This window comes from Aquitalea pelogenes, assembly GCF_041914625.1.
Classification (GTDB): domain Bacteria; phylum Pseudomonadota; class Gammaproteobacteria; order Burkholderiales; family Chromobacteriaceae; genus Aquitalea; species Aquitalea pelogenes.
Window position 1 is genome coordinate 54,855 of record NZ_JAYSDA010000004.1, and the last position, 25,242, is coordinate 80,096.

A 25,242-nucleotide genomic window follows, 5' to 3' on the forward strand; every position below is an offset into this window, starting at 1 on the left:
GTTTGAATGTAGCTGTTTGTAAGCATTTCTACTTGTTTTTTTCACTCATTCATTCTGCTTTGACAAGCTTTCCCGATAGCGCGCCGCCTGCTGCAACAACCAGTCGGCAAAAGCCCGGTGTGGCGGCGATTGCTGGCGGTCCGGCGGGCAGACCAGGTAATAGGCATTGTCACTGGGCAAGGAAATATCACAAGGGGTGAGCAGATTGCCACTGCTGATTTCCTGCTGCACCAGAAAGCGTGGCACCAGTGCCACGCCCATGCCGGCACGGGCTGCTTCCACCAGCATGGAAAACAGCTCGTAGCGCGCCCCTACCATAGCCTGCGGATTATCCACCCCTGCCGTTACAAACCAACGTTGCCAGGCCTCATGCCGGGCCGACAAATGCAACAAGGGGTATTGGGCGATTTGCGCAGCCGGTACCGCGGCCCCGCACACCAGCTGCGGGCTGCAGACCGGAATCATTTCTTCGCCAAACAGCCAGCTGGCCTCGGCACCGGGCCACACCCCATTGCCAAAGTGGATGCAGGCGTCAAAACCGGTATCGGTGAAGATGAAAGGGTCGGAACGGGTGGTGATGTTGACGGTGATATGCGGATGCGCCTGATTGAACAGTGGCAGCCGCGGAATCAGCCAGCGGGTGGCAAAGGTGGGTACAGCCGCCAGCTCGATCACTCCCTCCGCCCCCTGATGCGCCATCAAGGCCAGGGTATGGCGCTCCAGCCGCTCCAGACAGTCACGTACCCCTCGCGCATAGGCGCGGCCGGCTTCGGTCAGGCTGATCCGGCGCTTGATGCGATGAAACAGGGCCACGCCCAGCATGTCTTCCAGCTGGGCAATCTGCTTGCACACGGCACTCTGGGTGAGCGACAGCTCTTCTGCCGCACGGGTGAAACTCTGGTGGCGCGCCGCACTCTCCAGCGCCTGCAAGGCCTCGATACCGGGTAAACGTTTACGCATACATTCTTCCATTCACTCACAATGTGTGGAATTTATATCGTTTGCGAGCGCCACAGCGACACAGGCAAAGTAGCTGGCAGTGATTGTATTTAACCCGGCACTGCTTGTCGTGACCATTCACCCGCCACCTTACTTGATGCATGAAAGTTGGTGCATGAATGGAAGGATACGGCCAGCAGGCATCAGGAGCCTGCATGTCTTTGCACAAGAAAAGAATCGTGATTGTCGGTGGTGGCGCCGGTGGTCTGGTGCTGGCCAGCCGTCTGGGGCGGCTGGCACGGCGTTCGGCCCAACTGGACATCACGCTGGTGGATGCTTCCCGCAGCCATATCTGGAAACCGCTACTGCATGAAATTGCCGCCGGCAGCATGAACCCGCACCGCGAGGCACTGGATTACCTGGCGCAGGCCAAACGTGACGGCTTCCGCTTTTGCCTGGGTCGCATGACCGGGCTGAACCGTCAGCAACAGACCATACAACTGGCCGCCACTGCAGATGAACAGGGCCGCCCGCTGATTCCGGCGCGTACCCTGCCCTACGACATTCTGGTGATGGCAATCGGCAGCACCACCAACGACTTTGCCACCCCCGGCGTGGCCGAACACGCCATCTGCCTGAACACCCCGGCAGAGGCCAGCCGTTTTCATCAGCAACTGGTCAATGCCTGCATTCGCGCCAGTTTGCAAAACGGGCCGCTGCGCGCCGGGCAATTGCACGTCACCATCATCGGTGCCGGGGCCACCGGGGTGGAACTGGCGGCCGAACTGCGCAACACCACGCGCGAACTGGTGGCGCATGGGCGGGAAAACATCAATCCGGACCGCGACATCCGGCTGACCCTGATCGAAGCCGGGCCACGCATCCTGCCGGCACTGCCGGACTCGGTGGTCGCCCGGGCACACCGTCAGCTGGAGAATCTGCAAGTGGAGGTGCTGACCGGTGACAGGGTCAGCGCCGTCGACGCCAATGCCGTCCACACCGCCAGTGGCCGTAACATTGCGTCGGAACTGGTGGTATGGGCGGCCGGGGTACAGGCACCGGCCATGCTGGCCGGGCTGGATGGTCTGGCCAGCAACCGGCTCAATCAGTTGCTGGTACGCCCCACGCTGCAAACCACGCTGGATGACAAGATCTACGCGCTGGGCGATTGCGCCGCCTGCCCCGATGGCAGCGGCTGGGTACCACCACGGGCGCAGGCAGCCAGTCAGCAGGCCGAGCTGCTGTATCACAACATCCGCTGCCAGCTGGCTGGCAAGCCGCTGCAGGACTTCCGCTATCGCGACCTGGGTTCGCTGATTTCGCTGGGCCGCTACAGCACGGTAGGCAGCCTGATGAGCAGCCTGTCGCGCCGCAGCCTGTTTGTGCACGGCCAGTTTGCCCGGCTGATGTATTTGTCCTTGTACCACCGCCACCAGCTCACCCTGTTTGGCTGGCTGCCCACCGTGCTCACTGCTGCGGCCCGCTTGCTGCAACGACGCACGCAGCCATTGGTCAAGCTGCATTAGCGCGATGCACGCAGGCTGACGCGCCGGGCACGGCGCACCAAAGCGTTGCACAAACACGCACAAATACACCACTTTGGTGCATATGCACCGTTTTTGCGCCGAAAGAATCCTGACCGTCATTCACCAATAAAGCGCCGGTTTCCGCCATTTTCGTGCATGCCATGACCAAATTGGTGCAAACCGGCGCCAGCTGGCATTCGCCTTGCTTTACACAGTCCCACAACAGCCGATAACAACGGGACTCGCCATGCCAACTGCCAACGCGCCATCAGACGTACTGTTCCTGCTCCTCGGGGCCATCATGATTCTGGCCATGCACGCCGGTTTTGCCTTTCTGGAACTGGGCACCGTGCGCAAGAAAAACCAGGTGAATGCCCTGGTGAAGATTCTGACCGACTTTGCCGTCTCCGCCATTGCCTACTTCTTTGTCGGTTACACCGTGGCCTACGGGGTCAACTTCCTAGGTGATGCCCGCCATATCGCCGATCACCATGGTTATGAGCTGGTGAAGTTCTTCTTCCTGCTGACCTTTGCCGCTGCCATTCCGGCCATTGTGTCCGGCGGCATTGCCGAACGTGCCAAGTTCCACCCGCAGTCGGCCGCCACCTTTTTGCTGGTGGGACTGGTGTATCCCTTTTTCGAGGGCATTGCCTGGAACAACCACTATGGCGTGCAAGACTGGCTGAGCCACAGCTTTGGCCAGCCCTTCCATGACTTTGCCGGTTCGGTGGTGGTGCATGCGGTAGGTGGCTGGATTGGCCTGGCTGCCGTGCTGAATCTGGGTGCGCGCCGTGGCCGCTACAGCAAGGAAGGCCGCATCTCCGCGCATCCGCCCTCTTCCATTCCGTTTCTGGCGCTGGGCGCATGGATCCTGATTGTCGGCTGGTTCGGCTTCAATGTGATGAGCGCGCAACGTCTGGATGGTATTTCCGGCCTGGTGGCCATCAACTCGCTGATGGCCATGGTGGGCGGCACGCTCAGTGCCATGTGGGCCGGCAAGAACGACCCGGGCTTCATTCACAACGGCCCGCTGGCCGGGCTGGTGGCGGTGTGTGCAGGCTCTGACATCATGCATCCGCTGGGTGCGCTGGTGGTGGGCCTGGTGGCCGGTGGCATGTTTGTCTGGCTGTTCACCCAGACCCAGAACCGCTGGAAGATTGACGACGTGCTGGGGGTATGGCCGCTGCATGGCATCTGTGGTGCCTGGGGTGGCATTGCCGCCGGAATTTTCGGCCAGAGCGCGCTGGGCGGTCTGGGCGGCGTCAGCCTGCTGTCGCAGCTGCTGGGTACCGTGGCAGGCATTGCCGTCGGTTTTGGCGGTGGCTATGTGGTGTATGCGCTGCTGCGTAAATCCGTAGGCATCCGCCTGGATGAAGAAGAAGAATTCAACGGTGCCGACCTGACCATCCACCAGATCAGCGCCACGCCAGACCGCGAAACCACCTGGTAAGTCCTCTCCGGGCGGGCCTGGCCTGTAGTTCAGGTCCGGCCCGCTTGTCATAATCTTGATCATCCTCAGACTTTGGCCGGTTTTGTCCGATAAGAAGACACACAGCGTACGATGCCTCCGCTATGCTGACAGTCAGCAAGAATCGTGGATTGCACGCAGAAACATGAGTCCTTCTTTTTCCCTGAATGGCAGGCGTACCCTGCGTACCCGCCTTACCCTCGGCATGTTGCTGGCACTGGTGCTGACGCTCTGGCTGGCTACCTTGCTGATCAGCCACACCCTGCGCCAGCAGATGGAAAATACCATTTCGGCCCAGCAGCTTTCGGCCGTCTCGCTGGCCGCACACGAGGTGGACCGCTCGGTCAACGAGCGCATTCAGGCGCTGCACTCCCTCACCGTTCAGTTCAAGGACAAGCCACTCACCACTGCCGCCATCCAGCCCGAGCTGGAACGTCGCCCCATTTTGCTGATGATGTTCAACTGGGGCATCGTGGTGATGGACCTGCAGGGAAAGGTACAGGCCAGCATTCCGGAAAACCTGGGCCGACTTGGCCGCACCTACCAGCAGAACACCTTTTTCCGTCAGGCCTTGCAGCATGGCGGTCATTACATCACCGAACCGATTTACGGCCAGTTCACCGGCCAGCCGGTGGTCTCGATGCTGGAACCCATGCTGGACAGCCACGGCAAGATGATCGGCATGATCATGGGTGTGACCAATCTGGCACGACCCAACTTCCTGGATGCCATCAGCGACGCACGCTATGGTGCCACCGGCAATTTCTTCATTACCGCACCGACCAACCGGCGCTACATCATGTCGTCCGACAAGGAGCGCCTGCTCAAGTCCGGCCCGCCGCCAGGCATCAACCCGGTGTATGACCGCTATATCAACGGCTACGAGGGTTCCGGCATTGCGGTCAGCTCACGCGGCGTGCTGGAGCTGTCCTCCAGCGTGAAAATCAAATCCACCGGCTGGCTGATGCAGTCGGTCCTCCCTGCGGCAGAAGCCTTTGCCCCCATCCGCACCTTGCAACAGCAGTTGTTCGGCATGGCCTTGTGCCTCACCTTGCTGGCCGGCGGCATCAGCTGGTGGTGGCTGCGCCGCCAGTTACTGCCGCTGACCGAAGCCACCCGGCTGCTCAACCGGATGGGCGATGGCGAACTGCCCAAGCAGGCCTTGCCGGTCTGTCATCAGGATGAAGTGGGCTTGCTGGCCACATCGTTCAACAGCCTGCTAAGCCGGATACAGCGCGAAGAAGAACAGGCAGCCGAGCACGCTGCCAACCGCCTGCTGCGCAAGATCGTCTCGCGGATTCCCGGTGTGGTGTTCCAGTACCGGCTGTTTGCCGATGGCCACGGTTGCTTCCCGTTTGCCAGTGAAGCGTTTTACGACATCTACGGCATCCCTCCGGAAGCGGTGCGCCAGTGTGCCGACCCGATTCGTGAAATGGTACACCCCGACGACTACGCGCATTTCATGGCGGCCTTGCAGGATTCGGCCCGCACGCTGACACAATGGCGCATTGAATACCGCATCTGCATGCCGGACGGCAGCATCAAATGGCTGCTGGTGGATGCAATGCCGGAGGCGGAAGGCGATGTGGTGCTGTGGCACGGTTTTGTGATGGACATCACCCAGCACAAGGCCATGGAAGATGAACTGCGCATTGCCGCCACCAGCTTCCAGACCCAGGAAGGCATCATGGTGACCGACAGCCAGGGCATCATCCTGCGGGTCAACCCCTCCTTCTGCAAAATCACCGGCTACAGCAGCGAGGACGTGGTGGGCAAAACCCCGGCAGTACTCAGCTCGCACCGTCATCCTCCGGCTTTTTACCAGCAACTGTGGCAAGCCCTGCAGGAAGAGGGCGTGTGGCAGGGTGAAATCTGGAATGCACGCAAAAACGGGGACATCTACCCGGAATGGCTCACCATCACCGCCGTGGTGGACGGACAGGGTGCCACCAGCCATTTCGTCGCCATCTTCCAGGACATTACCGAACGCAAGGCGGCGGCAGACAAGATCCAGACGCTGGCCTTTTACGACCCGCTCACCCACCTGCCCAACCGCCGCCTGCTGCTGGAGCGCCTGCAACACGCACTGGAAAACGCAAGGCGCAAACAACAGTATGGTGCGCTGCTGTTCCTGGACCTGGACAACTTCAAGTCGCTGAACGACACCATGGGCCACGATATGGGTGACATCCTGCTGCAACAGGTGGCCGCCCGCCTGCTGGAGGGCCTGCGCATTGGTGACACCGTGGCCAGACTGGGCGGGGATGAATTCATCGTGATGCTGGAGAACCTGGGCGAGGAGCGCGAACAGGCGCTGCGCGAAGCGGAAACCGTGGGCCGCAAAATCCTGCTTTCCCTGCACCAGCCCTACAGCCTGAATGGCCATGCCTACCGCAGCAGCTCCAGTCTGGGGATTGCCTTGTTTGCGCGCGAACATGCCTGTAGCGAGGACATCCTGAAAGAAGCCGACCTGGCCATGTACCAGGCCAAGGCTGCCGGCCGCAATACCCTGCGCTTCTTCGACCCCTTGATGCAGGCGGAAATCAACAACCGCACCCGGCTGGAAGCCGAACTGCATCAGGCACTGGAACACGGCCAGTTCGAGCTTTACTTCCAGCCGCAGATCCACCATCAGCAGCCCTGCCGCAGCGTGGAAGCGCTGCTGCGCTGGCACAATCCGCAGCACGGCCTGATGCTGCCCGGTAGCTTCATCACGCTGGCCGAACAGAGCAACCTGATTCTGGCCATTGACCACTGGGTGTTGCAGCAGGCCTGCCAGCAGCTGGCGCAATGGGCCGGACAGCCGCATTTGTCTGCGCTGAGCATTGCCGTCAATGTGAGTGCCCGCCAGTTCCACCAGTCTGATTTTGTCGAACGGGTCAGCCAGTTGCTGAGCAACACCGGCGCCAACCCGGCCTTGCTGAAGCTGGAAATCACCGAAAGCCTGCTGCTGATGAAGCTGGATGACGCAGCCAGCAAGATGAACCAGCTGCGTTCCCTGGGCGTGACCTTTGCGCTGGATGACTTCGGTACCGGGTATTCGTCATTGTCCTATCTGAAAACCCTGCCGCTGGATCAGATCAAGATCGACCGCAGCTTTGTGCGCGACGTGCTGGACAACCCCAACGATGCCGCCATCTGCAAGGCCGTGATTGCACTGGGGCACAGCCTGGGGCTGACCGTGATTGCCGAGGGCGTGGAACAGGACAGCCAGTACCACTTCATGTTGCAACAGGGTTGCCAGGCACAGCAGGGTTACCTGTTCAGCCCTGCCCTGCCGGCAAGCGCACTGCATCACTGGCTGCAGCATGAGCAGCCCTGCAAGCCACTTGCCATGGTGTAAGTTAGTGGTCTTGACTCACACCGTCAGCAAGGGCCGCGGCGTCTGGCTGGCCAGCGCGAAGAAATCGGCAGCCGGCAAGGGCCGGCTGAACAGATAGCCCTGCATCTCCTGACAACCCTGTTCGCGCAGCAGGGCGTACTGCTCGGCGGTTTCCACCCCTTCGGCAATGGTCAGCAAGCCCAGATTGGCCGCCATGTCGATGATGGCCGCCACAATCGCCCGGTCTTCCGGGTCGGTGACGATATCCCGCACAAAGGTCTGGTCGATTTTCAGCTTGTAAACGCGGAACTGCTTGAGCAGGTTGAGCGAAGAATACCCCGTGCCGAAATCGTCTATCGACATGCGTACGCCCTTTTCATGCAGGGCGTTCATCACCGCCACCGCCTGCTGTGGGTCGTACATGGCCACGCCTTCGGTCAGTTCCAGCTCCAGGCAATCGGCGGGCAAACCCTCTTCCTGCAGGATGCGGGCCACCAGTGTGGGCAGGTCCGGCTGGCGGAACTGCACCGCCGACAGATTGACCGCCATGCCCAGCTGCAACCCCTGATCGCGCCACTGGCGGGCCTGCCGCACAGCCTGGCGCAACACCAATTCGCCCAGGGGCAGAATCAGGCCGCAGTCTTCCGCTACCGGGATGAACTCGCCCGGCGACACATGGCCCAGCTCGGGATGATGCCAGCGCAGCAGGGCCTCGGCCCCCAGCAGCTGGCCATCGGTCATGGAAATCTGCGGCTGGTAGTGAATGGTGAACTGCTGCTGCTCCAGCGCCACCCGCAAGGCATTGACCAGTTGCAGGTGACGTGCGGTTTTGGCCTGCAGGGCTGCGGTATAAAAGCGGTAGCAGCTGCGACCGGCCTTTTTGGCCTGATACATGGCGGCATCGGCACGGCGGGACAGGGTTTCCAGATCCTGCCCGTCCTGCGGATACAGGGCCAGGCCGATGGAGGCGGAGATATTCAGATCATACGGTGCCACCCGATAGCTGCGGGCAACGTCACCCAGCACGGTTTCGGCCAGATCGCCCGCCGCATCGGCCGTCATGCCGGGCAATAGCAGGACGAATTCGTCACCACCCAGACGCGACAGCAAGGCATTGTGCGGCGCGGCCTGACGCAACCTTGCCGCCAGCTGGACCAGCAGGGCGTCCCCCACGCTGTGGCCCAGCGAATCGTTGATGTCCTTGAAGTGGTCCAGGTCCATGAACATCAGGGTCAGCACATCGTCGCTGGCACTCAGGCCGGCCAGCATCCGCTCGGCTTCCTCTTCCAGCTTCACCCGGTTGGGCAGGCCGGTCAGCACATCGTAGTGCGCCAGATAACGGATATGCTGCTCGTTCTGCTTGCGCAGGGTGATGTCGCGCGTGATGGCCAACAGCATGCTGATTTCACCCTGCTCGTCCCGCATTGGTGCAGCATGGGTTTCCAGCCAGCGGCGCTGCCCCTGCAAGCCGGTTATTTCAAATTCCAGCGTGCCGCTTTGCCCGTTCATCACTTGCTGGTGCAGCTGCAAAAAGTCGGCGTGATAGTCCGGCAATACGAAATGCAGCACGCCATAGTGGCGCACCTGCTCCACCCTGTCGGCCTGCAGCATGGCCATGCCGGCGCGGTTGATTTCCAGCAGCCGGCCATCGCGGTCCAGTACCTTGATGCATTCGGGCTCGGTTTCAATAATGGTGCGCAAACGCTGCTCGCTTTGCTGCAAGGCGGCTTCTGCCTGCTGGCGTTGCTGTTCGCGCTGGAAGCTGTCCAGCGCGTAGTCCAGGTCCATCACCATTTCTTCTATCAGCTTGCGCGCATCGGCATCAAAGGCATTGGCCTCGGCACTGTACAGCGTCAAGGCGCCGACCACACGCCCCTTGCAATGCAGCGGCAAGGCAGCGGAAGCACCCCAGCCGTAACGGGCGGCACGGGCATGCCAGGGGGCGGTAGCCGGGTTGTGCATGAAGTCGGCCAGCCATTGTGCCTGACCACTCAGTACCGCCTGACCGGTGGGGCCCTGGCTGTGCGGGTTGGCCGGATCGGTGGACAACACCAAATCGCTCAGGTAGTCGGTGCCCTGCCCCCAGGCACACAGGGGACGGATGCATTGCCCGGTTTCGTCCAGCAGGCCGACCCACACCATCTTCATGCCACCGTGTTCAACCGCTGCCTGGCATATCTGTTCGAACAACTCGCGCTCGCTACGGCTGCGCACAATGGCCTGATTGCACTGACTCAGGGCGTTGTACAGGCCGGTGAGCCGCTGGTTGCGGGCATCGGCCGCCTGCTGCGCCTGTGCCATCATGCTGAGTTTCAGACGGGTCTGGGCCAGCCAGCCCATCACGCTATCCTCCTGCTCGGGTTCCAGCACAATGGTCTCCGAGAAATCCCCACGCCCCAGGCGGGCAATGCTGGCATGCAACTGGCCGACACTGGCTCCCAGTATTCCCTGCAGATTGCGCCGCAGCCCCCAGAACAGCGGCAACAGCAACAAGCCGAAGGTGATGAACACGATACGCAGCTGCCAGGCATAGCGTTCGGCATCGTGGATGGCCTGTTCGGTGCGCTGCAAGGAGAGCTGGTTGAAGCGCGCAATCGGCTCCATGATGCTGGCCTTGGCACGGTGATAGGCTTCATCATGCAGCATGCGGATGGCGTGCTGGCGCTGTGGTGAATCCAGCGGCGGATTGTCTGCCACCAGTTTCATCGCCGCCCATTCGGTGCTGGTCAGCGCATCGGAATTGGCCTTCGCCCTGGCCAGGAGGGCCAGCTCGGCAGGGGTAAAACCGGCATCCTGCATGCGCTGCAGCAAGGAAGGCGTGGCAACTGCCGTTTGCGGGCGACGGTCATCACCCAAAACCAGATCCCAGTAGATGTTCTGGTAATCCACTGGCCGTGGCACCTTGCCATCGCGAATGGCGAGGATTTCCCGATAATGCTGCTGATACAGCACATTACCGGTCACCACATAGCTGCGCACCATGCGGGTAAGGTCGTCCGAGGACTGGCGTAACTCACTGGCCAGCAGAATGGATGTTTCGCGCAGATCATTGGCGTGGTCGATGGCCTTTTCTGCCCGCACATACAGCACAAAGCTGGCCACAAAAGCCAGGAATACCAGCAGGATCAACCAGAAATAGCGAGAGAGCAGCAGCAGCTTGCTCTTGACAGTCAGCATGGCAGGTCAGCCCTTTGTTATCTTCTGTATGGCCCTGAAGGCAATATGGGCGGGCATTTTGTCTGGATTATGGCGTAAATCAGCCAGAATGACAGGGCAATTCCAGACAGAAACCGCAGAAATCCGCGAGCGGTAGCAGCCGCGCTACACATCACGCAGCACCACACCAGGACACCAGCCAAAGCACTTAAGCTGACAACTTTCACCGAACAGAGACCACACATGCAACTGGCGCAATGGCTGAACATTTCCCACTCTCTCATTCAGGCGCCGATGGCCGGTGTACAGGGCAGTCGCCTCGCCATGGCCGTCTGCCAGGCCGGAGCTCTGGGCTCGCTGCCTGCCGCCATGCTCTCGGCCAGTGCCTTGCTGCAGGAGCTGGAAGCCATGCGAGCGCTGGGCAGGCGGCCCTACAATCTCAACTTCTTCTGCCATCAGCCACCCGCGGAAGACCCGCAGCAACAGGCTGACTGGCAGGCGGCACTAGCGCCCTATTATCAGGAAATGGCCATCACGCCCCCGTCCGGCAGCGGCGCTGGCCGCACCCCTTTTAATCAGGAGATGGCAGATATCGTCAGCCGCTATCGCCCGGCGGTGGTGAGTTTTCACTTCGGCCTGCCAGCCGCGCCCTTGCTGGCACAGGTCAAGGCCGCAGGCTGCAAGGTATTGTCCTCCGCCACCACGGTGGCCGAAGCACGCTGGCTGGCAGCCCATGGTGCCGATGCCATCATTGCCCAGGGACTGGAAGCAGGCGGGCATCGCGGCATGTTCCTCGACATGGATCTGGACAGTCAGCTTGGCAGCCTTGCCCTGTTGCCACAGATTGTCGCAGCGGTGGAGGTGCCGGTGATTGCCGCCGGTGGCATTGCCGATGCCAATGGCGTAGCCGCCGCCATGCGCCTGGGCGCTGCCGGCGTACAGGTGGGAACGGCCTATCTGCTGTGTGATGAAGCCGACACCACGCCCTTGCACCGTACGGCGCTGGCCAGCACACGCCGCGAACACACGGCACTGACCACCTTGTTTACCGGCAGGCCGGCACGCGGCATCGTGGGCCGGGTGATGCAGGCGCTTGGCCCGCGCCCTGCCGGTGTGCCGGCCTTCCCGCTGGCTACGGCAGCCATCGCCCCCTTGCGTGCGGCGGCCGAAGCACTGGGACGGGACGACTTCACCCCGCTGTGGTGCGGACAGAATGCCAGTGGCTGCCGTGCCATTCCGGCAGCACAGCTGACACGGGAACTGGCCGCCGGACTGGCCTGAAACCCAAGCCACCAGCCTGATAAAGCAACAGCCCCGCCAGGCGGGGCTGTGGAAACGACGATGGCAACATCCTACGGGTGGGTCAGTCGGCAAAACCGTCGGCAATGCGCTGGCATTCGGCCATCCAGTGCGCCTTTTCTTCCGGTGACAACCAGCTGGCTTCAAAGCCGTTCTGGCACAGCTGGACGATTTCCGCCTTGCTCAGTTGCAAGGCACGGGCACAGCCCAGGTAGTTCTCCTGCACATAGCCGCCAAAATAGGCCGGGTCGTCCGAATTCACCGTGGCACACAAGCCCGCCTGCAACAGCTGGCGCAGGTTGTGGTCTTGCAGCTGGTCGAACACGCGCAGCTTGATGTTGGAATACGGACAAACCGTCAGCGGCATGCGCTCGGCAGCCAGACGCGCCACCAGGGCAGCATCTTCCAGCGCACGCACACCATGGTCGATACGGCAGACTTTCAGCAGGTCCAGCGCCTCCCACACATAGGCAGGCGGCCCTTCCTCACCGGCATGCGCCACGCAGGGCAGGCCCAGCTGGTGGCAGGCGGCAAACAGCCGGGCAAACTTGGCCGGCGGGTGCCCCACCTCGCTGGAATCCAGACCAAAGCCATCAATGCCCGCCAGATACGGACGCGCCTGCTCCAGCACGGCAAAGCCGTCTTCTTCGCTCAAATGGCGCAGAAAAGACATGATCAGCCGTGAACTGATATCCAGCTGTGCACGGGCATCATCCAGCGCCCGACGAATGCCCTGATATACGGTGCCAAAGGCGATGCCGCGTTCGGTATGGGTTTGCGGATCGAAAAATATTTCCGTATGGACCACATGATCGTCCCGGCAGCGCAAGAGATAGGCCCAGGTCAGGTCATAAAAATCCTGCTCGGTCTGCAAGACACCAGCCCCGGCATAGTAGAGGTCGAGAAAGGATTGCAGATTGTCAAAATCGTAGGCGGCGCGGACTGCTTCCACCGTGGGATAAGGCAGCTTGATGCCGTTACGCTCGGCCAGCCGGAACATCATTTCCGGTTCCAGGCTGCCTTCGATGTGCAAATGCAGCTCGGCCTTGGGCAAGGCGGCAATCAGCGCCTGATGAGGTTGAGTCATGGTATTTCCTGACAATGGCCCGTGCGACACGGCAGCCAGTGCCTGTCGCTTCATGTCGAGCAAAAGCAGCATGATACCGATTGCCAGCCAGCGACAGAAGCCCGTTTTGTCACTGGCAAGCGCCGGACAGGCAGGGAAGCAACAGCGGCTTGCCCATTTCCAGGCAGCGGGCAAGGCAGGGCACGTGGTTTGGAGTAAAATCGGCACAGGACACGCGCACAGGACTGCCCTGCCACCCGGCCTGCGCCTTTTGCCGCTGGCTGCCGGACCCGACCATGACCGAACTCAATTTCCAGCAAGTACTGCAACAAAGCTCACAGGCGTTTGCCATTCTGGATACCGAACGCACCATCCGCTATGTCAACCCGGCATTTTGCAGCCTGTTTGGCCATGAGGTGCAGAAGGTGCTGGGACAGAGCATAGACCTGATTGTCCCGCCGGATGCCCGCGACGGCCCGGCAGGTCGCGCCGGCAATTGCCAGCAACTGCTGGTACGCCCCTTCCAGGGTGAGGTGCGGCGCATGCGGCAGGATGGCAGCACCATCACGGTGATGTTGCATTGCAGTGTGCTGCGCAATGACCATGGTCTGGCTGAAGGCTATGTACTGAGCTACACCGACATTGCCGACCGCAAGGCCACCGAACTGGCCTTGCAACAGGCAAACGAACAACTGTCACTGGCGCTGGATGCCTCGCAACTGTCGCTGTGGGACATGGATATCCTGCAGGATACCGCCATCATGGATGCCCGCTGGGGCCGCATGCTGGGCTACCCTGCCACCGCCCAAAGCATGCGCGCCAGCAGCATGCTCGAAGCCGTGCACCCGGACGACTACCCGCGTATTTATCACGCCTCGATGGAAGTGCTCAAAGGGCAGAACAGTCGCTTCCAGCAGGAATTCCGCGTGCGCAATGCGCAAAATGGCTGGACCTGGATACGCTGCACCGGCAAGGTGGTGGCCCGTAACGACGCCGGGGTGGCACTGCGTGCCATTGGCACCAACCAGGACATCACCGAGCGCAAGAACAGCGAGGCGCTGATCGTCAACGCGGCCAACAACGACTGGCTGACCGGCCTGCCCAACCGCTTCTCGCTGACCCATCACCTGGCCGCCGCCCTGGCCCGCGCCCAGCGCCACGACAAACTGGTGGCGGTATGCATGCTGGACCTGGACGACTTCAAGCCGGTCAACGACACCTGGGGGCATCAGGCTGGCGACTATCTGCTGCAGGAACTGGCCCGCCGCCTGCAAGGCCTGCTGCGCAAGACCGACTTTGTCGCACGCCTGGGCGGGGACGAATTCGTGATCGTGATGGAAGACCTGCCCGAAGAAGGCACCCTCACCCAGCTGGAAACCGCGATGCAGCGATTGCACCGGGCGGTGGAATCGCCCTTCCTGCTGGGCAACCATATTGAAGCCGAAGTAGGCATGACGGTGGGCCTGTCCTTGTTTCCGCACGATGGCATCGAGCCGGACGCGCTGATGCGGCAGGCCGATGCCGCCATGTACCAGGCCAAGCAGCACAAATCCACCCGGCCACGCTGGTGGCATATGGTGGGTGAGGAAAGCGGCTACCCGGCAGAAGAAAGCAGCCATTTCGAAGTGTATGGCCGCGAAGCGGCCCAGCTGCTGCGCAAATCCGCCCGGCTGATCCAGTCTGCTGCCGACCGTTATGTGCAGCAGTTTTATGCCCAGGAAAATGCCGCGTTCTCCATCCATGCAGTACTTTCCAGCCTGGGAGATGAAGAACTGCAAAACCTGGAGTCAGCGCACCGCAATTTCATGCTGCAGGTGCTGTCGCCGGACAACAGCGCGGAAAAAATCATCCAGGACAGCCGCCGCCTGGGCCATACCCACAGCCTGGTGGGGGTCACGCCCATCATGCTGGTGCAGAGCGTGGAACTGTTTCGCCGCACCTTCAGCGAACAGCTGAACCAGACCCTGCTGCCCATCCGCCAGCGCTACCGCCTGCTGGAAATCATCGACCGTCGCCTGCAAGACCAGTTGCATGCCCAGCTGGAAGCCTCGGCACTGGTGCATGCCCGTTATCTGGACAGCATTGCACTGCCCATGCCACACCAGGGCACCTTGTGGGCGATGCAGTCAACAGCGAGCTGGAACAGCTGGGCAGCCTGCCCGGCATGCAGGCCGTGCTGCTGATGCGGCTGATGTCCAATGGCGTGTTCGTACCGGAAAACAGCCGGGGGCCGCTGGGCGAGCTGGTGGCTGGCCGCCTGCAAATGCCGGGCTCGGAAGCCGTGGTCGACCCCACTTCCGAACGTGGCCAGGGCCTGACCGCGGTGGCATGGCGCAGCGGGCGCATCTGCACTTCGGCCTCCTACGGCAAGGACAAGCGCTATACCCTGTGGCACCAGCAGGCCAGCGCAGTACAGATACGCGCCACCATGAGCATTCCGGTGCGCAATGCCGAAGGGCTGACCGTGGCGGTCATCAGCCTGTTCGGGGCTTATCCCAACCAGTTCGAGTCGGCCAGCATGCTGCAATTTGCCCAGGGCTTGCAGCACCGCTGGGAGCTGATTCTGGCGGCCTGTACCAAACCGGCCGCCGCCATCCGGCAGAATCTGGCGGTGGCGCTGCGCGAGCGGCTGTTTGCCGGTGGCCTCACCATGTATCTGCAACCGCTGGTAGAACTCAACAGCGGCCGGGTGCTGAAAGCGGAAGCACTGGCCCGGCTGGTCAAGGAAGACGGCCAGGTGGTCAGCCCCGGTGTTTTCCTGCCGCTGTTGGGCGATGCCGACCTTGATCACCTGTTCCGGCTGGGGCTGGACAAGGCACTGGGCCAGCTCTCCGAACTGGACCGCCAGGGCATGCAGATCGACATCTCGCTGAATATCGCGCCCAGCACCTTGCAGGACGAGGACTGTCCGCAATGGGTGGCCGAAGCCCTGCAACGGCACGGTATTGCCCCGCACCGCCTCAGCCTGGAGTTACTTGAGACCGGCGACACCGCACCACTGGCGCAGGACCGGGCCATTGAACGGCTGCGCCAGACCGGCATCAAGCTGGCCATGGATGACCTGGGCTCGGGCTACAGCAGCCTGCAACGCCTGAGCACCCTGCCGTTTGACACCATCAAGATCGACCAGAGCCTGACGCTTAACCTGCGCAAGACACCGCTGACCAGCCTGGCCCTGATGCGCGCCATCCTGCAACTGGGGCAGGACCTGGACCGGCAAGTGGTGGTGGAAGGCCTGGAAGACCGCGGCATGCAAGAGGCCTCGCGCATTCTGGGTGCCAGCATCGGACAGGGTTACAGCCTGGCCCGGCCGATGGCGCAAGCCGATTTCATTCACTGGCAGCGCCACTTCCGCCTGCCCAGGGACAGCGGCGAAATCACTAGCTATCTGGGAGCGCTGGCCCAGCACTGGCTGTATACCCAGCCCTCCCACGCCCACGACAAACGTGCATTGCAGGACTGCCCCTTGCAGCACTTCCTGCTGCGCCAGCCGCAAGCGGATGCGCAAGCACTGGCCTGGCATGCCGCCTGCCATGCGGCACAACACGATGCCACGGCCAGCCAGCAGCTGACCGACTGGCTGGTAACGCAGATGATGCTGGAAAGCTGAAGTCCGCCCAGCGTGTATGGCATGGCCGTGGTAATCGCCGGGAAAGCGGTTTCATTTTCAAAAAAAAACATAAACTGCTTCCCGCCAGCCCGACTTCATTGCCGCAGGCGCTTTGGCAATAATGGCTGCTGTTGAAACCACACCGAGGAATCCAGCATGAACATTGCCGACCTGGTCCAGACCCGCTACACCACCAAGGCTTTCGATCCCAGCCGCCAGCTGAGTGCCGAACAAGTGGCGCACATCGAAACCCTGTTGCGCTTCAGCCCGTCATCCACCAACTCCCAGCCCTGGCACTTCTTCATTGCCGGCAGTGCCGAAGGCAAGGCCCGCGTGGCCAAAGCCACCAGCGGTGCTTATGCCTTCAACGAAGCCAAGGTGCTCAACGCTTCGCACGTCGTGGTGTTCTGCAGCCGTGCCAGCATCGACGAAAACTATCTGGAAGGCTTGCTGAACCAGGAAGAGGCCGACGGCCGCTTTGCCAATGCCGACGCGCGTGCCGGCCAGCACCGTGGCCGTTCGCACTTCGTCAACATGCACCGTTTCGAGTTGCGTGATGCCCACCACTGGATGGAAAAGCAGGTTTATCTGGCGGTAGGCACCCTGTTGCTGGGCGCGGCCGCCATGCAGATTGATGCCTGCCCGATCGAAGGCTTCGACCAGAAAGTGCTGGATGAAGAACTGGGCCTGCGCGCCAAGGGTTTCACCAGCGCCGTCATCGTGGCACTGGGCTATCGCAGCGACAGCGACTTCAACGCCACCCTGCCCAAGTCGCGCCTGCCGGCCGACAGCGTCATCACCCGTCTGTAAGCACCAGGCCGTCCGGCAGCCGCAGGCCACCCGGACGGAACCAGCGCAGCAGATTGTGCAGGTCGCGGCGCTCCCCCGGCTCCAGTTGCTGATAAGCAAGCTGCACACGCTGTTGCAGGCCGGGGTCGACCACGCGGCGTGGCGCACTGCGCAGCACCACCATGAAAGGGGCCAGCGCCGTGTGGAAGCAGGCCGGAGCATTGGCCAGCATGGCAGCTGCCTGCTGCAATTCCGTCAGGCTGAACGCAGCTTGCAGGGAATTCAGAAAATCAGCCGTGAAGGCAGGCGACTGCAAGTCCATGCGGTCATAAGCAAAGAAGCGCTGCGTGGCACGGCGTTTGAGGCGGCCAAAATCGGCCAGATATACGCCACCCAGCGGGCGCAGGATGCGCGCCATCTGCTGCATGCAGTGCTGCAAGGCCGTGTTGTCCATCAGATGATGCAGCGACATGGAGCACAGCACCACGTCCGTGCTGGCAGCAGCCATGCCATCCAGCCGGGTCATGTCGCCCTGTTGCAGGCTGACATTGTGCACACCAGCCTCGCGCAGGTTCTGCTCTGCCAGCTCCAGCATGCGCATCGAAGCATCCATGCCGACAAAATGCGCATCCGGATGCAGGCGGGCGTGGCGCAACAGCTGGTTGGCCGGGCCACACGCCAGGTCAAGCACCACATCACCCGGCGCTATCAGCGGTGCCGACATCAAGGCATGAAACAGGTAGATATAGTTGAGAATGCCCTGATCCTTGCCGCTGTCGGCAAAGGCTGCCACCTGCTGCGGGTCCTCCATCACCGCCGCCGCTTCCGGAATACGCGGCAGCGGATGACGCGCCAGTTGCTCCAGCAGCAGATGGAAAATCATGGCGGGTGCAGACATGAAATCAACCGGTTTTCAGAGAATTGTTGCCGTTCAGCGCGGCTGCACGGCACGCCGGTACAACAACAGCGGCAGGCGCAGTACAAAACCGAACATCAGGCGGATGTGCATCCAGGTCAGCAGGCGGTTATCGCACCAGTAATTGAAGTGCGACACCCCGCCCTCGTCAGCCTGAAAGTATTTGACCGGCGATGGCAGGTTAAGCGGCGGAACCCCGGCCCAGCACAGGCGTACCACCGCTTCCGGGTCGAAGTCGAAACGGCGCATCCAGCGCTGGCGCTGCATGATGCGGCGCAAGGGCGCCACCGGATACACGCGAAAACCGAACAGCGAATCGCCTATTCCCGTCCACAGGGTTTCCAGATTGGCCCACCAGTTGGAAATCTTGCGCCCCTTCACCCGCAGGCTGGGCGCACTGGCATCGAAAACCGGCAAGCCCAGTACCATGGCTTGTGGCTGTTGTTGCGAGGTAGCCATGAACAGCGGAATCTGCGCCACCGGGTGCTGGCCGTCCGAATCCATGCACAGCACGTGGGTGAACCCCAGGCGGCTGGCCTGATCCAGCCCATGCAGCACGGCGGCACCCTTGCCACTGTTTTGCGGCAGCACGAACACCTGCAGGCCGTCGTCTTCAGCAGCCATGCGCTGCAAGCCTTCGGCCGAGCCATCGTCGCTGCCATCCACGATCACCCACACCGGCGACCATTGCTGACGCGCCGCGCGCACCGTGTCATACACCTTCGGGCCGGGGTTATAACTGGGAATCAGAACCACATGGGTGGAAGAAGGTGTAGGCATGGCAGGCAGAAAATGATTGGACACCGCAATGCGGCGATGCTGTGGAAACGGGAAAGGACATTAGCCGATGACAGTCGGCATGGTCAATCCCGCGTGGAAAACCGGCCGCTGTTTTACAAATGCAGTTGCGGGTCAATCGAGCGCTCTAGCGTGCGCTGGTAATAGTCCTGAATACACTGCGTCATTTCATCACGACTGGCTGATGCTTCGAAATGCGCACCCGGAATTGCCCGATATATCAAGGGAAACTCCGGAGGTCGCCATATTTTCCAGCCTTTGCTCAAATAAGGCGAATTAGTGCTAATCAGAATGGTTTGTAATGGAGCTTGTGCTCTTTTGGCAATCAGCGCGACTGCTTCACCCATCTCATTCACCGGCTGGCGCGTGGTACGCGTGCCTTCCGGAAATATCATCAATACCTTGCCATCGCGTACGGCGTGAATGGCGGCACGAAACATCAACTCCGGATGACGGTTTGAAATAAAACCCGCCAGATAAGCCCCCGCCCCCAGAAACAGATTGGAACTGATGCTGGCCTTCATCAGGCACACCACATGCGGCAGGCGGGAAAAAATGAGAAATGCGTCGATCATGCTGGGATGATTGGCAATCAGCACGGTACGCCGACAGCCGCCGAGCCGGTCCAGCGCGCGCAAATCCAGCTGCATCAGGCCACTGGCCTCTGCACCGGCCAGAAAACAGCGGCAAATCAGGCTGATGGCACGCTGCACCAGCGGTTCGCGCAAGGCGCGCGGTGTCAGCAGCAATGGCAGCACTGCCAGATTGCCCAATAACAGCATTGACCCCAGCCAGCACAGCATCAGATAAAACAGCAGGATCTGGCCCATGCGCACACAGCGATACCACATTATTACACTTCACTTCTCGTTGACTGCCCGCCGCATTTAATGCGCGAGCGAATTGGCCATTCCCGGCAGCCATATCACCCGGCCAGGATGGGCCGGGGAAGTGCAACATACCGGACAGTAATACAACCGGGTATTCAATGCCGATGGATAGGACATGCTTGAAATCACCCGCAGGCAAGCCGAGCCAAGTCAAACCGGGGTCATGATTTTACTATATAATCTGGCCTCCTTGCTGCATGCAACGCTCGGGATTGAATGCTTATGCTAGAAGAAATCATCAAAAACTATCTGATCAATACCAAAGGCAAAGACGCTGCATTGTTTGATGATCCGAACCTGCAAATGTCTGCCCTGGGCCTGGATTCGCTCGATATGGTCGAGATGCTGTTTGAAATCGAAGATCGCTGCGGTTTTCAATTGCCCGACCCCACCCGCTACCCGAAAATGGGTTTTGCCGAAATGCTGGCCGATATCGAAGCTGCCATCCGCGCCCACAATAACGGCGAAATGCCCGACCTGAGCCTGGAAGCGGGGCAATAAGTGGCACAGGTCCTGATTACCGGCATGGGAGCCATCAGCCCGCTGGGGGCAGACCTTCCCACCAGTTTTGCCCGTGCGCTGGAAGGCCACTGTGCCATTGGCAGCGCGCCGGCCAGTATTGCCAAATGGCTGCCCGACATCCTGCTGGCCCCGGCCGCGAGCGAACCGCTGCCCCTGCTGGACAGCAAACATGCCGGGCTGGACCGTGCCAGCCAGTTTGCCCTGGTTGCCGCAGGCGAAGCGCTGCAACAGGCCGGCTTTCCGGCCCAGCCGGAAAACAGCCGCCGCATAGGCGTGTTTGTCGGCATCGGCTTTGGCGGGGCTCACACGCTGGACGGGCTGTACGACCGCTTTCAGGCGGCAGTCAACAGCAATGGCAAGCGCAATCCGGCCATGGTGCACCCGCTGTCCGTACCCAGGATGATGGCCAACGCCGCAGCCGCGGCCATTTCCATGAGCCATGGTTTCAAGGGCCCCAGCAATACCTACTCCATTGCCTGCGCCTCCTCCGCTGCCGCCATTGGCGAAGCCTTCCGCGCCATTCGTGACGGCTATCTGGATGCTGCGGTGGTAGTAGGTTGCGAAGCCATGCTGACACCGGGTTCCATCCTGGCCTGGAATGCCTTGCGCGTGATGGCCAAACCGCATGCCGCCGACCCGGCGCGCAGTTGCCGCCCGTTTTCGCTGGACCGCAGCGGCTTTGTGCTGGGCGAAGGCGCGGCGGCCATGGTGCTGGAAAGTGCCGCCCATGCCAGCGCGCGACAACAGGCCGGGCTGGGCGAAGTGTGCGGCTATGGTTGCAGCAGCGATGCTGCCCATCTGACTGCGCCTTCCAGCGCAGAACAGGTGTATGCCATGCAACAGGCGCTGGCCGATGCCGGGCTGCAAGCCAGCGATATCCAGTACCTGAATGCCCATGGCACGGCGACGCAAACCGGCGATGTGGTGGAAACCGAGTCCATCCGCACGGTGTTTGGTGGCAGTGAAGACAGCGCGCTTGCCATCAGCTCCACCAAGTCCATGCACGGCCACCTGATCGGTGCCAGCGGCATTCTGGAATTCGCCCTGGCAGTGATGGCGATGAACAGTGGTTCGCTGCCGCCCACCGCCACGCTGGAAACACCGGACCCGCAGTGCGATCTGGATTTCATCCCGCTGCATGCCCGTCACGGCTGCACGGTGAATGCCATCATGTCCAACTCTTTTGCCTTCGGTGGCAGCAATGTCTCGCTGGTGGCCAAACGGTATGCAGCATGAGTGCTGACTATCACTACCCCATGCTGCTGGCGCGGGAGGACATTGCCGCCATCCTGCCACACCGTGGTGCCATTTTCGTATGCGAGCAGCTGTGTATTGAAGGGCCGCACCAGTTTCATGGCACGGCATGCTGGCCGCGTGACAATGCAGTGATAGCGGGCCACTTCCCCGGCCTGCCGCTGGTGCCGGGAGTGATGCTGATCGAATCCATGGCGCAGTTTGCCGGTGCCGGACTGCTGGCGGGCGATCCTTATGTGAAAACCCTGCCGGAAGATTCCATTGGCGTGCTGGCCGCAGTACGCAACTGCTGGTTCAAGCAGCCGGTACAGCCGGACTGTGCGGTGGATTTCTTCATCCAGTGCCGTCAGGTGGCACCTTTGCTGGTGCAGGTGAATGCCCAGGTGAAAGTGGCAGATGCCGACGTGGCCAAGCTGGAAATCGCGCTGGCTTACGCACCGCGTGCGCAGCTGGTCGTCCAGCTGGAGGCTGACAAGGCATAAAGCCGGTCAGCCTGCCTGCACAGCCTTACAGCATGCCGCCGTTAATGGAAATCACCTGGCCGCTGATATAAGCCGCCTGTTCCGACGCCAGAAACGCCACCAGGCTGGCCACTTCCTCTGGCTGCCCTACCCGCTTCATCGGCACCAGCTGTGCCACCATTTCCTTGTCGAACACATCCTTGCTCATGTCCGAGGCGATGATGCCCGGCGCCACCGCATTGACAGTGATGCCACGGCTGGCCAGCTCCAGCGACAGCGAGCGGGTGGCCCCATGCAGCGCGCTCTTGGCGGCGGCATAGTTGGTCTGACCGCGATTGCCGGCAAGGCCCGCCACCGAGGTGATATTGATGATGCGCCCCCAGCGGGTGCGTATCATCGGCATGGTCAAGGGCTGGGTGACATTGAAAAAACCGTGCAGCGAAACGTCGATCACCCGGTGCCACTGCGCCGGCTGCATGCCGGGAAACACCGCGTCGTCGTGAATGCCGGCATTGTTTACCAGCACCTGGACCGGGCCTTGTTCCAGAATACGCTCCAGCACTGCCGCGCTGGCGGCGGCATCCGCCACGTCAAACTGTACTGCCTCGGCACTGTAGCCTTGTTCGCGCAGCGACTGGCCCAGCGCTTGTGCCGCTGCCAGATTGCTGTTGGCGTGAATGATGACGTGAAAACCATCGGCTGCCAGACGCTGGCAGATGGCAGCACCGATGGCACCACTGCCACCGGTGATGAGGGCGCGTTTCATGACGACTCCCGGGAAGAAGTGGAAAGCGGAGCCAGGGCGGCAGCATTGAGCACCACGCCCAGCCGGCCACTGGCCAGCAGACGCCCGCCGGATGACACGGCAAAACGGTACATGGCGGTAATGTCGTTGCCAGACAAGCGTTCGGCCTGCACTTGCAAGGCATCGGCCTCTTCATCCAGCCGCTGGCAATGCCAGCTGGCTTCGCGCACGCTGGTGAGATAACCGGCACGCGGCGGGGCGGCATCGCCAGCCAGCAGGCTGCCATGCAGTGCCATGGCCTGCGCGGCATATTCGATGGCATTGGCCACACCCAGCCGTCCGGCTGCGCGCAAGGGGTTGTCCGCCAGCAGATGGCTGCGGGTCAGGCAGACGATGTGTTCCGCATCCCAACGCTCCACGCTGTCCAGCAGACACATGCTGCCCTGGTGTGGAATGCGTGCGGCAATGGCCTGACGGTCCATCATGCTTGCACCGTGACGGCCAGACGGCAGTCATCCAGATAATCCAGTACTACCCGGCCTGCGCCACCCTGTGCCAGCAATTGCAGCAAGGGCAGGCTGCGCGCTGCCGGAATGGTTTGCCGCAGCTGTTCCAGCGTGGCATCGGCCATGGTGCTGGCAGCTTCATTGCACAGCGACAGCTGCAAGGCGGCGCTGCTGCGATCGCTGCGGCGCGCACTCAACACCATGCCCACACCCATCGGGTAGGGAATGGGACGCTGTGCATACAGGGGTTGCGGATAGGCGGTATCAAAGGCCACCAACAGGCCGCTGCCGCCGTCGGCCTGCACCTGGGTTACCGTTTCCAGCAAACCGGCGGCGAAGGTGGCATCGTAAGCGCACAGGCTGGTGGAAGCCGCGGTGCAGCCGGTGGCAATGCCCCAGTAACCGGCCGGCGCATTGTGTACCGAGTTGTGAAAACGGGTGGGGGAAACCAGCCGCTGGTCGGAGGCCAGCACTTCCAGCAGGTTGTGACAGTTATCGCAGTCGCCACCGGTGGAGCAGAACACATTGGCCAGCAAGGCTGCATCGGCCCCGGCTGCTTCGACGGCGGCAAAGCCGGTGGCCATGGCCAGCTTGACGGCAGCGCCCACGCGTCGCCGTTCGGTAGCAGGCAAGGCGGTGACCGGTGGCAGGCTGACGTCTGCCACGGCAAATGGCTGCTCGCCGCGCAGACAGGCCGCGGCGGCGTTCCAGTCCGCCATGCCCGGGCCCAGTACGCTCAGGCCATCCAGATAGATTGTTGCTGTGCTCATGCCGTCACCCGCGAAAAAACCAGACTGCAATTACTGCCGCCAAAACCGAAAGAATTGTTCAGTACATGCTGCAAGGGCTGCTGCTGATTGTGCAGCAGGTAATTGACCGGCAAGGCCGGATCCAGCGTGCTGGTGCCAACGCCGCCGGGCAGCAGGCCCTCGCGCAGTGCCAGCACACAGAAAATGGCTTCGATGCCACCAGCCGCGCCCAGCGTATGGCCGGTATGGCCCTTGGTGGAGCTGCACGGCGTGCCTTGGCCAAACAGCGTCAGCACGGCCGCGCCTTCGGCGGCATCGTTGCTGGGCGTGGCGGTGCCGTGCAGATTGATGTAGCCAATGTCGTCCGGCTGCAAACCGGCCATCTGCAAGGCTTGCTGCATGGCCATGCGCGCACCCAGCCCTTCCGGGTGGGGCGAGGACATATGGTAGGCATCGCTGCTTTCACCCACGCCGGTGAGCAGGATTTCGCCCTCACCAGCACCATCAGCACGCTCCAGCAGCACATACGCCGCGCCTTCGCCAATGGAGATGCCATCGCGCGCAGCATCAAACGGGCGACAGGGTTCACCCGACACCAGTTGCAGCGAGGAAAAACCGTAAATGGTAGTCAGGCACAGGCTGTCCACGCCACCGACAATGGCAGCATCGATCAGCCCGGCAGCCAGCATGCGCTGCGCCGTGCCAAACACCTTGGCGCTGGAAGAACAGGCGGTGGACACCACACAGGCCGGGCCGCTCAAGGCAAAATGCTTGCGCACGAAATCCGCCACCGAATAGGCATTGTGGGTTTCGCGGTAATGCAGCCAGGCAGGCAGGCTGCCAGTAGCCGGGTCGCGCTCGCGATAGGCCAGCTCGGAATTGAGAATGCCGGAGGTGCTGGACCCCAGAAACACGCCGATGCGGCCTGCGCCATGGCGGGCCTTGGCGGCTTCTACTTGTGCGGCAAAACCATCCTGCTGCAAGCCAAGCAAGGCCAGGCGGTTGTTGCGGCAGTCGTAGGCGGCCAGTCCGGCAGGCAGGGTGATGTCGTCCACACCGGCCACTTCACCGATACAGACATCAAACTCCACCGTTTCCCAGCGTTTTTTGACAATGCCGCCGCGCTGTTCGCGCAGTGCGGCCAGATGTGGTTCCACCCCACGGCCCAGGGCAGTGGTGAGGGTATAGGCGCTAAGTCTGAGAGCTTGCATAGACAACCGATGAAT

At 61.6% G+C, this 25,242-nt stretch carries 20 protein-coding genes; 10 read left to right on the plus strand and 10 right to left on the minus strand.

What is annotated here, in order from left to right:
* Nucleotides 1-45: 45 nt before the first annotated feature.
* Complete coding sequence (gene gcvA, locus ACE3SE_RS04735; protein WP_131358505.1) at nucleotides 46-960, minus strand: transcriptional regulator GcvA; 915 nt, start codon at nucleotides 958-960, stop codon at nucleotides 46-48.
* A gap of 194 nt (nucleotides 961-1,154) precedes the next feature.
* On the opposite strand from gcvA, the gene ACE3SE_RS04740 reads away from it, so the two are divergent.
* The 3 genes from ACE3SE_RS04740 to ACE3SE_RS04750 all read left to right on the plus strand — a co-directional run bounded on the left by ACE3SE_RS04740 (nucleotide 1,155) and on the right by ACE3SE_RS04750 (nucleotide 7,276).
* Complete coding sequence (locus tag ACE3SE_RS04740) at nucleotides 1,155-2,465, plus strand: NAD(P)/FAD-dependent oxidoreductase (RefSeq protein WP_374554083.1); 1,311 nt, start codon at nucleotides 1,155-1,157, stop codon at nucleotides 2,463-2,465.
* 247 nt (nucleotides 2,466-2,712) lie between these two features.
* Entirely contained in the window at nucleotides 2,713-3,915 is a 1,203-nt protein-coding gene (locus tag ACE3SE_RS04745) for an ammonium transporter (RefSeq protein ID WP_374554084.1), read from the plus strand.
* 163 nt (nucleotides 3,916-4,078) lie between these two features.
* A complete protein-coding gene (locus tag ACE3SE_RS04750; protein ID WP_374554085.1) occupies nucleotides 4,079-7,276 on the plus strand; it encodes a bifunctional diguanylate cyclase/phosphodiesterase in 3,198 nt (1,065 codons plus the stop codon).
* 15 nt (nucleotides 7,277-7,291) lie between these two features.
* On the opposite strand, the gene ACE3SE_RS04755 is transcribed toward ACE3SE_RS04750, so the two are convergent.
* Entirely contained in the window at nucleotides 7,292-10,432 is a 3,141-nt protein-coding gene (locus ACE3SE_RS04755; protein WP_374554086.1) for a putative bifunctional diguanylate cyclase/phosphodiesterase, read from the minus strand.
* 222 nt (nucleotides 10,433-10,654) lie between these two features.
* Here ACE3SE_RS04755 and ACE3SE_RS04760 point away from each other — a divergent pair, with 222 nt between their 5' ends.
* Nucleotides 10,655-11,692 carry an NAD(P)H-dependent flavin oxidoreductase gene (locus ACE3SE_RS04760; protein ID WP_374554087.1) on the plus strand — a complete coding sequence of 346 codons (1,038 nt, stop codon included), beginning with the start codon at nucleotides 10,655-10,657 and terminating at the stop codon, nucleotides 11,690-11,692.
* A gap of 82 nt (nucleotides 11,693-11,774) precedes the next feature.
* On the opposite strand, the gene ACE3SE_RS04765 is transcribed toward ACE3SE_RS04760, so the two are convergent.
* Entirely contained in the window at nucleotides 11,775-12,797 is a 1,023-nt protein-coding gene (locus ACE3SE_RS04765; RefSeq protein WP_062789675.1) for an adenosine deaminase, read from the minus strand.
* A gap of 275 nt (nucleotides 12,798-13,072) precedes the next feature.
* Here ACE3SE_RS04765 and ACE3SE_RS04770 point away from each other — a divergent pair, with 275 nt between their 5' ends.
* The 3 genes from ACE3SE_RS04770 (at nucleotide 13,073) to ACE3SE_RS04780 (ending at nucleotide 17,196) form a co-directional block, all read left to right on the plus strand.
* Entirely contained in the window at nucleotides 13,073-14,959 is a 1,887-nt protein-coding gene (locus ACE3SE_RS04770; RefSeq protein WP_374554088.1) for a diguanylate cyclase domain-containing protein, read from the plus strand.
* The gene (locus ACE3SE_RS04775) at nucleotides 14,890-16,386 is read left to right on the plus strand and encodes a sensor domain-containing phosphodiesterase (protein ID WP_374554089.1); all 1,497 of its coding nucleotides are present in this window, start codon (nucleotides 14,890-14,892) and stop codon (nucleotides 16,384-16,386) included. The genes ACE3SE_RS04770 and ACE3SE_RS04775 overlap by 70 nt, the downstream gene beginning before the upstream one ends.
* A 156-nt stretch (nucleotides 16,387-16,542) precedes the next feature.
* Nucleotides 16,543-17,196: an oxygen-insensitive NAD(P)H-dependent nitroreductase NfsB gene (locus ACE3SE_RS04780; RefSeq protein ID WP_045847445.1), complete on the plus strand. Its 654-nt coding sequence runs from the start codon at nucleotides 16,543-16,545 to the stop codon at nucleotides 17,194-17,196.
* Here ACE3SE_RS04780 and ACE3SE_RS04785 read toward each other — a convergent pair.
* The 3 genes from ACE3SE_RS04785 to ACE3SE_RS04795 all read right to left on the minus strand — a co-directional run bounded on the left by ACE3SE_RS04785 (nucleotide 17,183) and on the right by ACE3SE_RS04795 (nucleotide 19,740).
* Nucleotides 17,183-18,073, minus strand: a complete 891-nt coding sequence (locus ACE3SE_RS04785; protein ID WP_374554090.1) for a class I SAM-dependent methyltransferase — start codon at nucleotides 18,071-18,073, stop codon at nucleotides 17,183-17,185. The genes ACE3SE_RS04780 and ACE3SE_RS04785 overlap by 14 nt on opposite strands.
* A 33-nt stretch (nucleotides 18,074-18,106) precedes the next feature.
* Nucleotides 18,107-18,871, minus strand: a complete 765-nt coding sequence (locus ACE3SE_RS04790) for a glycosyltransferase family 2 protein (RefSeq protein WP_374554091.1) — start codon at nucleotides 18,869-18,871, stop codon at nucleotides 18,107-18,109.
* A 113-nt stretch (nucleotides 18,872-18,984) separates the two neighbouring features.
* Nucleotides 18,985-19,740, minus strand: a complete 756-nt coding sequence (locus tag ACE3SE_RS04795; protein WP_374554092.1) for a lysophospholipid acyltransferase family protein — start codon at nucleotides 19,738-19,740, stop codon at nucleotides 18,985-18,987.
* Between the two features lie 261 nt (nucleotides 19,741-20,001).
* On the opposite strand from ACE3SE_RS04795, the gene ACE3SE_RS04800 reads away from it, so the two are divergent.
* From ACE3SE_RS04800 to ACE3SE_RS04810, 3 genes are read left to right on the plus strand one after another with little or no spacing between them, the layout of a single operon-like run.
* Complete coding sequence (locus ACE3SE_RS04800) at nucleotides 20,002-20,280, plus strand: acyl carrier protein (RefSeq protein ID WP_062789648.1); 279 nt, start codon at nucleotides 20,002-20,004, stop codon at nucleotides 20,278-20,280.
* On the plus strand, nucleotides 20,281-21,537 hold the full coding sequence (locus ACE3SE_RS04805; protein ID WP_374554093.1) for a beta-ketoacyl-[acyl-carrier-protein] synthase family protein: 1,257 nt from the start codon (nucleotides 20,281-20,283) through the stop codon (nucleotides 21,535-21,537). It abuts the gene before it with no gap.
* A complete protein-coding gene (locus ACE3SE_RS04810; protein ID WP_374554094.1) occupies nucleotides 21,534-22,037 on the plus strand; it encodes a 3-hydroxyacyl-ACP dehydratase FabZ family protein in 504 nt (167 codons plus the stop codon). The genes ACE3SE_RS04805 and ACE3SE_RS04810 overlap by 4 nt, the downstream gene beginning before the upstream one ends.
* A 25-nt stretch (nucleotides 22,038-22,062) precedes the next feature.
* On the opposite strand, the gene fabG is transcribed toward ACE3SE_RS04810, so the two are convergent.
* From fabG to ACE3SE_RS04830, 4 genes are read right to left on the minus strand one after another with little or no spacing between them, the layout of a single operon-like run.
* Nucleotides 22,063-22,782 (minus strand): 3-oxoacyl-ACP reductase FabG, encoded by a 720-nt coding sequence (fabG, locus tag ACE3SE_RS04815; protein ID WP_062789644.1) that lies wholly within the window; start codon nucleotides 22,780-22,782, stop codon nucleotides 22,063-22,065.
* Nucleotides 22,779-23,246, minus strand: a complete 468-nt coding sequence (locus ACE3SE_RS04820) for a 3-hydroxylacyl-ACP dehydratase (protein WP_045847452.1) — start codon at nucleotides 23,244-23,246, stop codon at nucleotides 22,779-22,781. The genes fabG and ACE3SE_RS04820 overlap by 4 nt, the downstream gene beginning before the upstream one ends.
* Complete coding sequence (locus tag ACE3SE_RS04825) at nucleotides 23,243-24,037, minus strand: beta-ketoacyl synthase chain length factor (RefSeq protein WP_374554095.1); 795 nt, start codon at nucleotides 24,035-24,037, stop codon at nucleotides 23,243-23,245. The genes ACE3SE_RS04820 and ACE3SE_RS04825 overlap by 4 nt, the downstream gene beginning before the upstream one ends.
* A complete protein-coding gene (locus ACE3SE_RS04830) occupies nucleotides 24,034-25,227 on the minus strand; it encodes a beta-ketoacyl-[acyl-carrier-protein] synthase family protein (protein WP_374554096.1) in 1,194 nt (397 codons plus the stop codon). The genes ACE3SE_RS04825 and ACE3SE_RS04830 overlap by 4 nt, the downstream gene beginning before the upstream one ends.
* Between the last annotated feature and the right edge of the window lie 15 nt (nucleotides 25,228-25,242).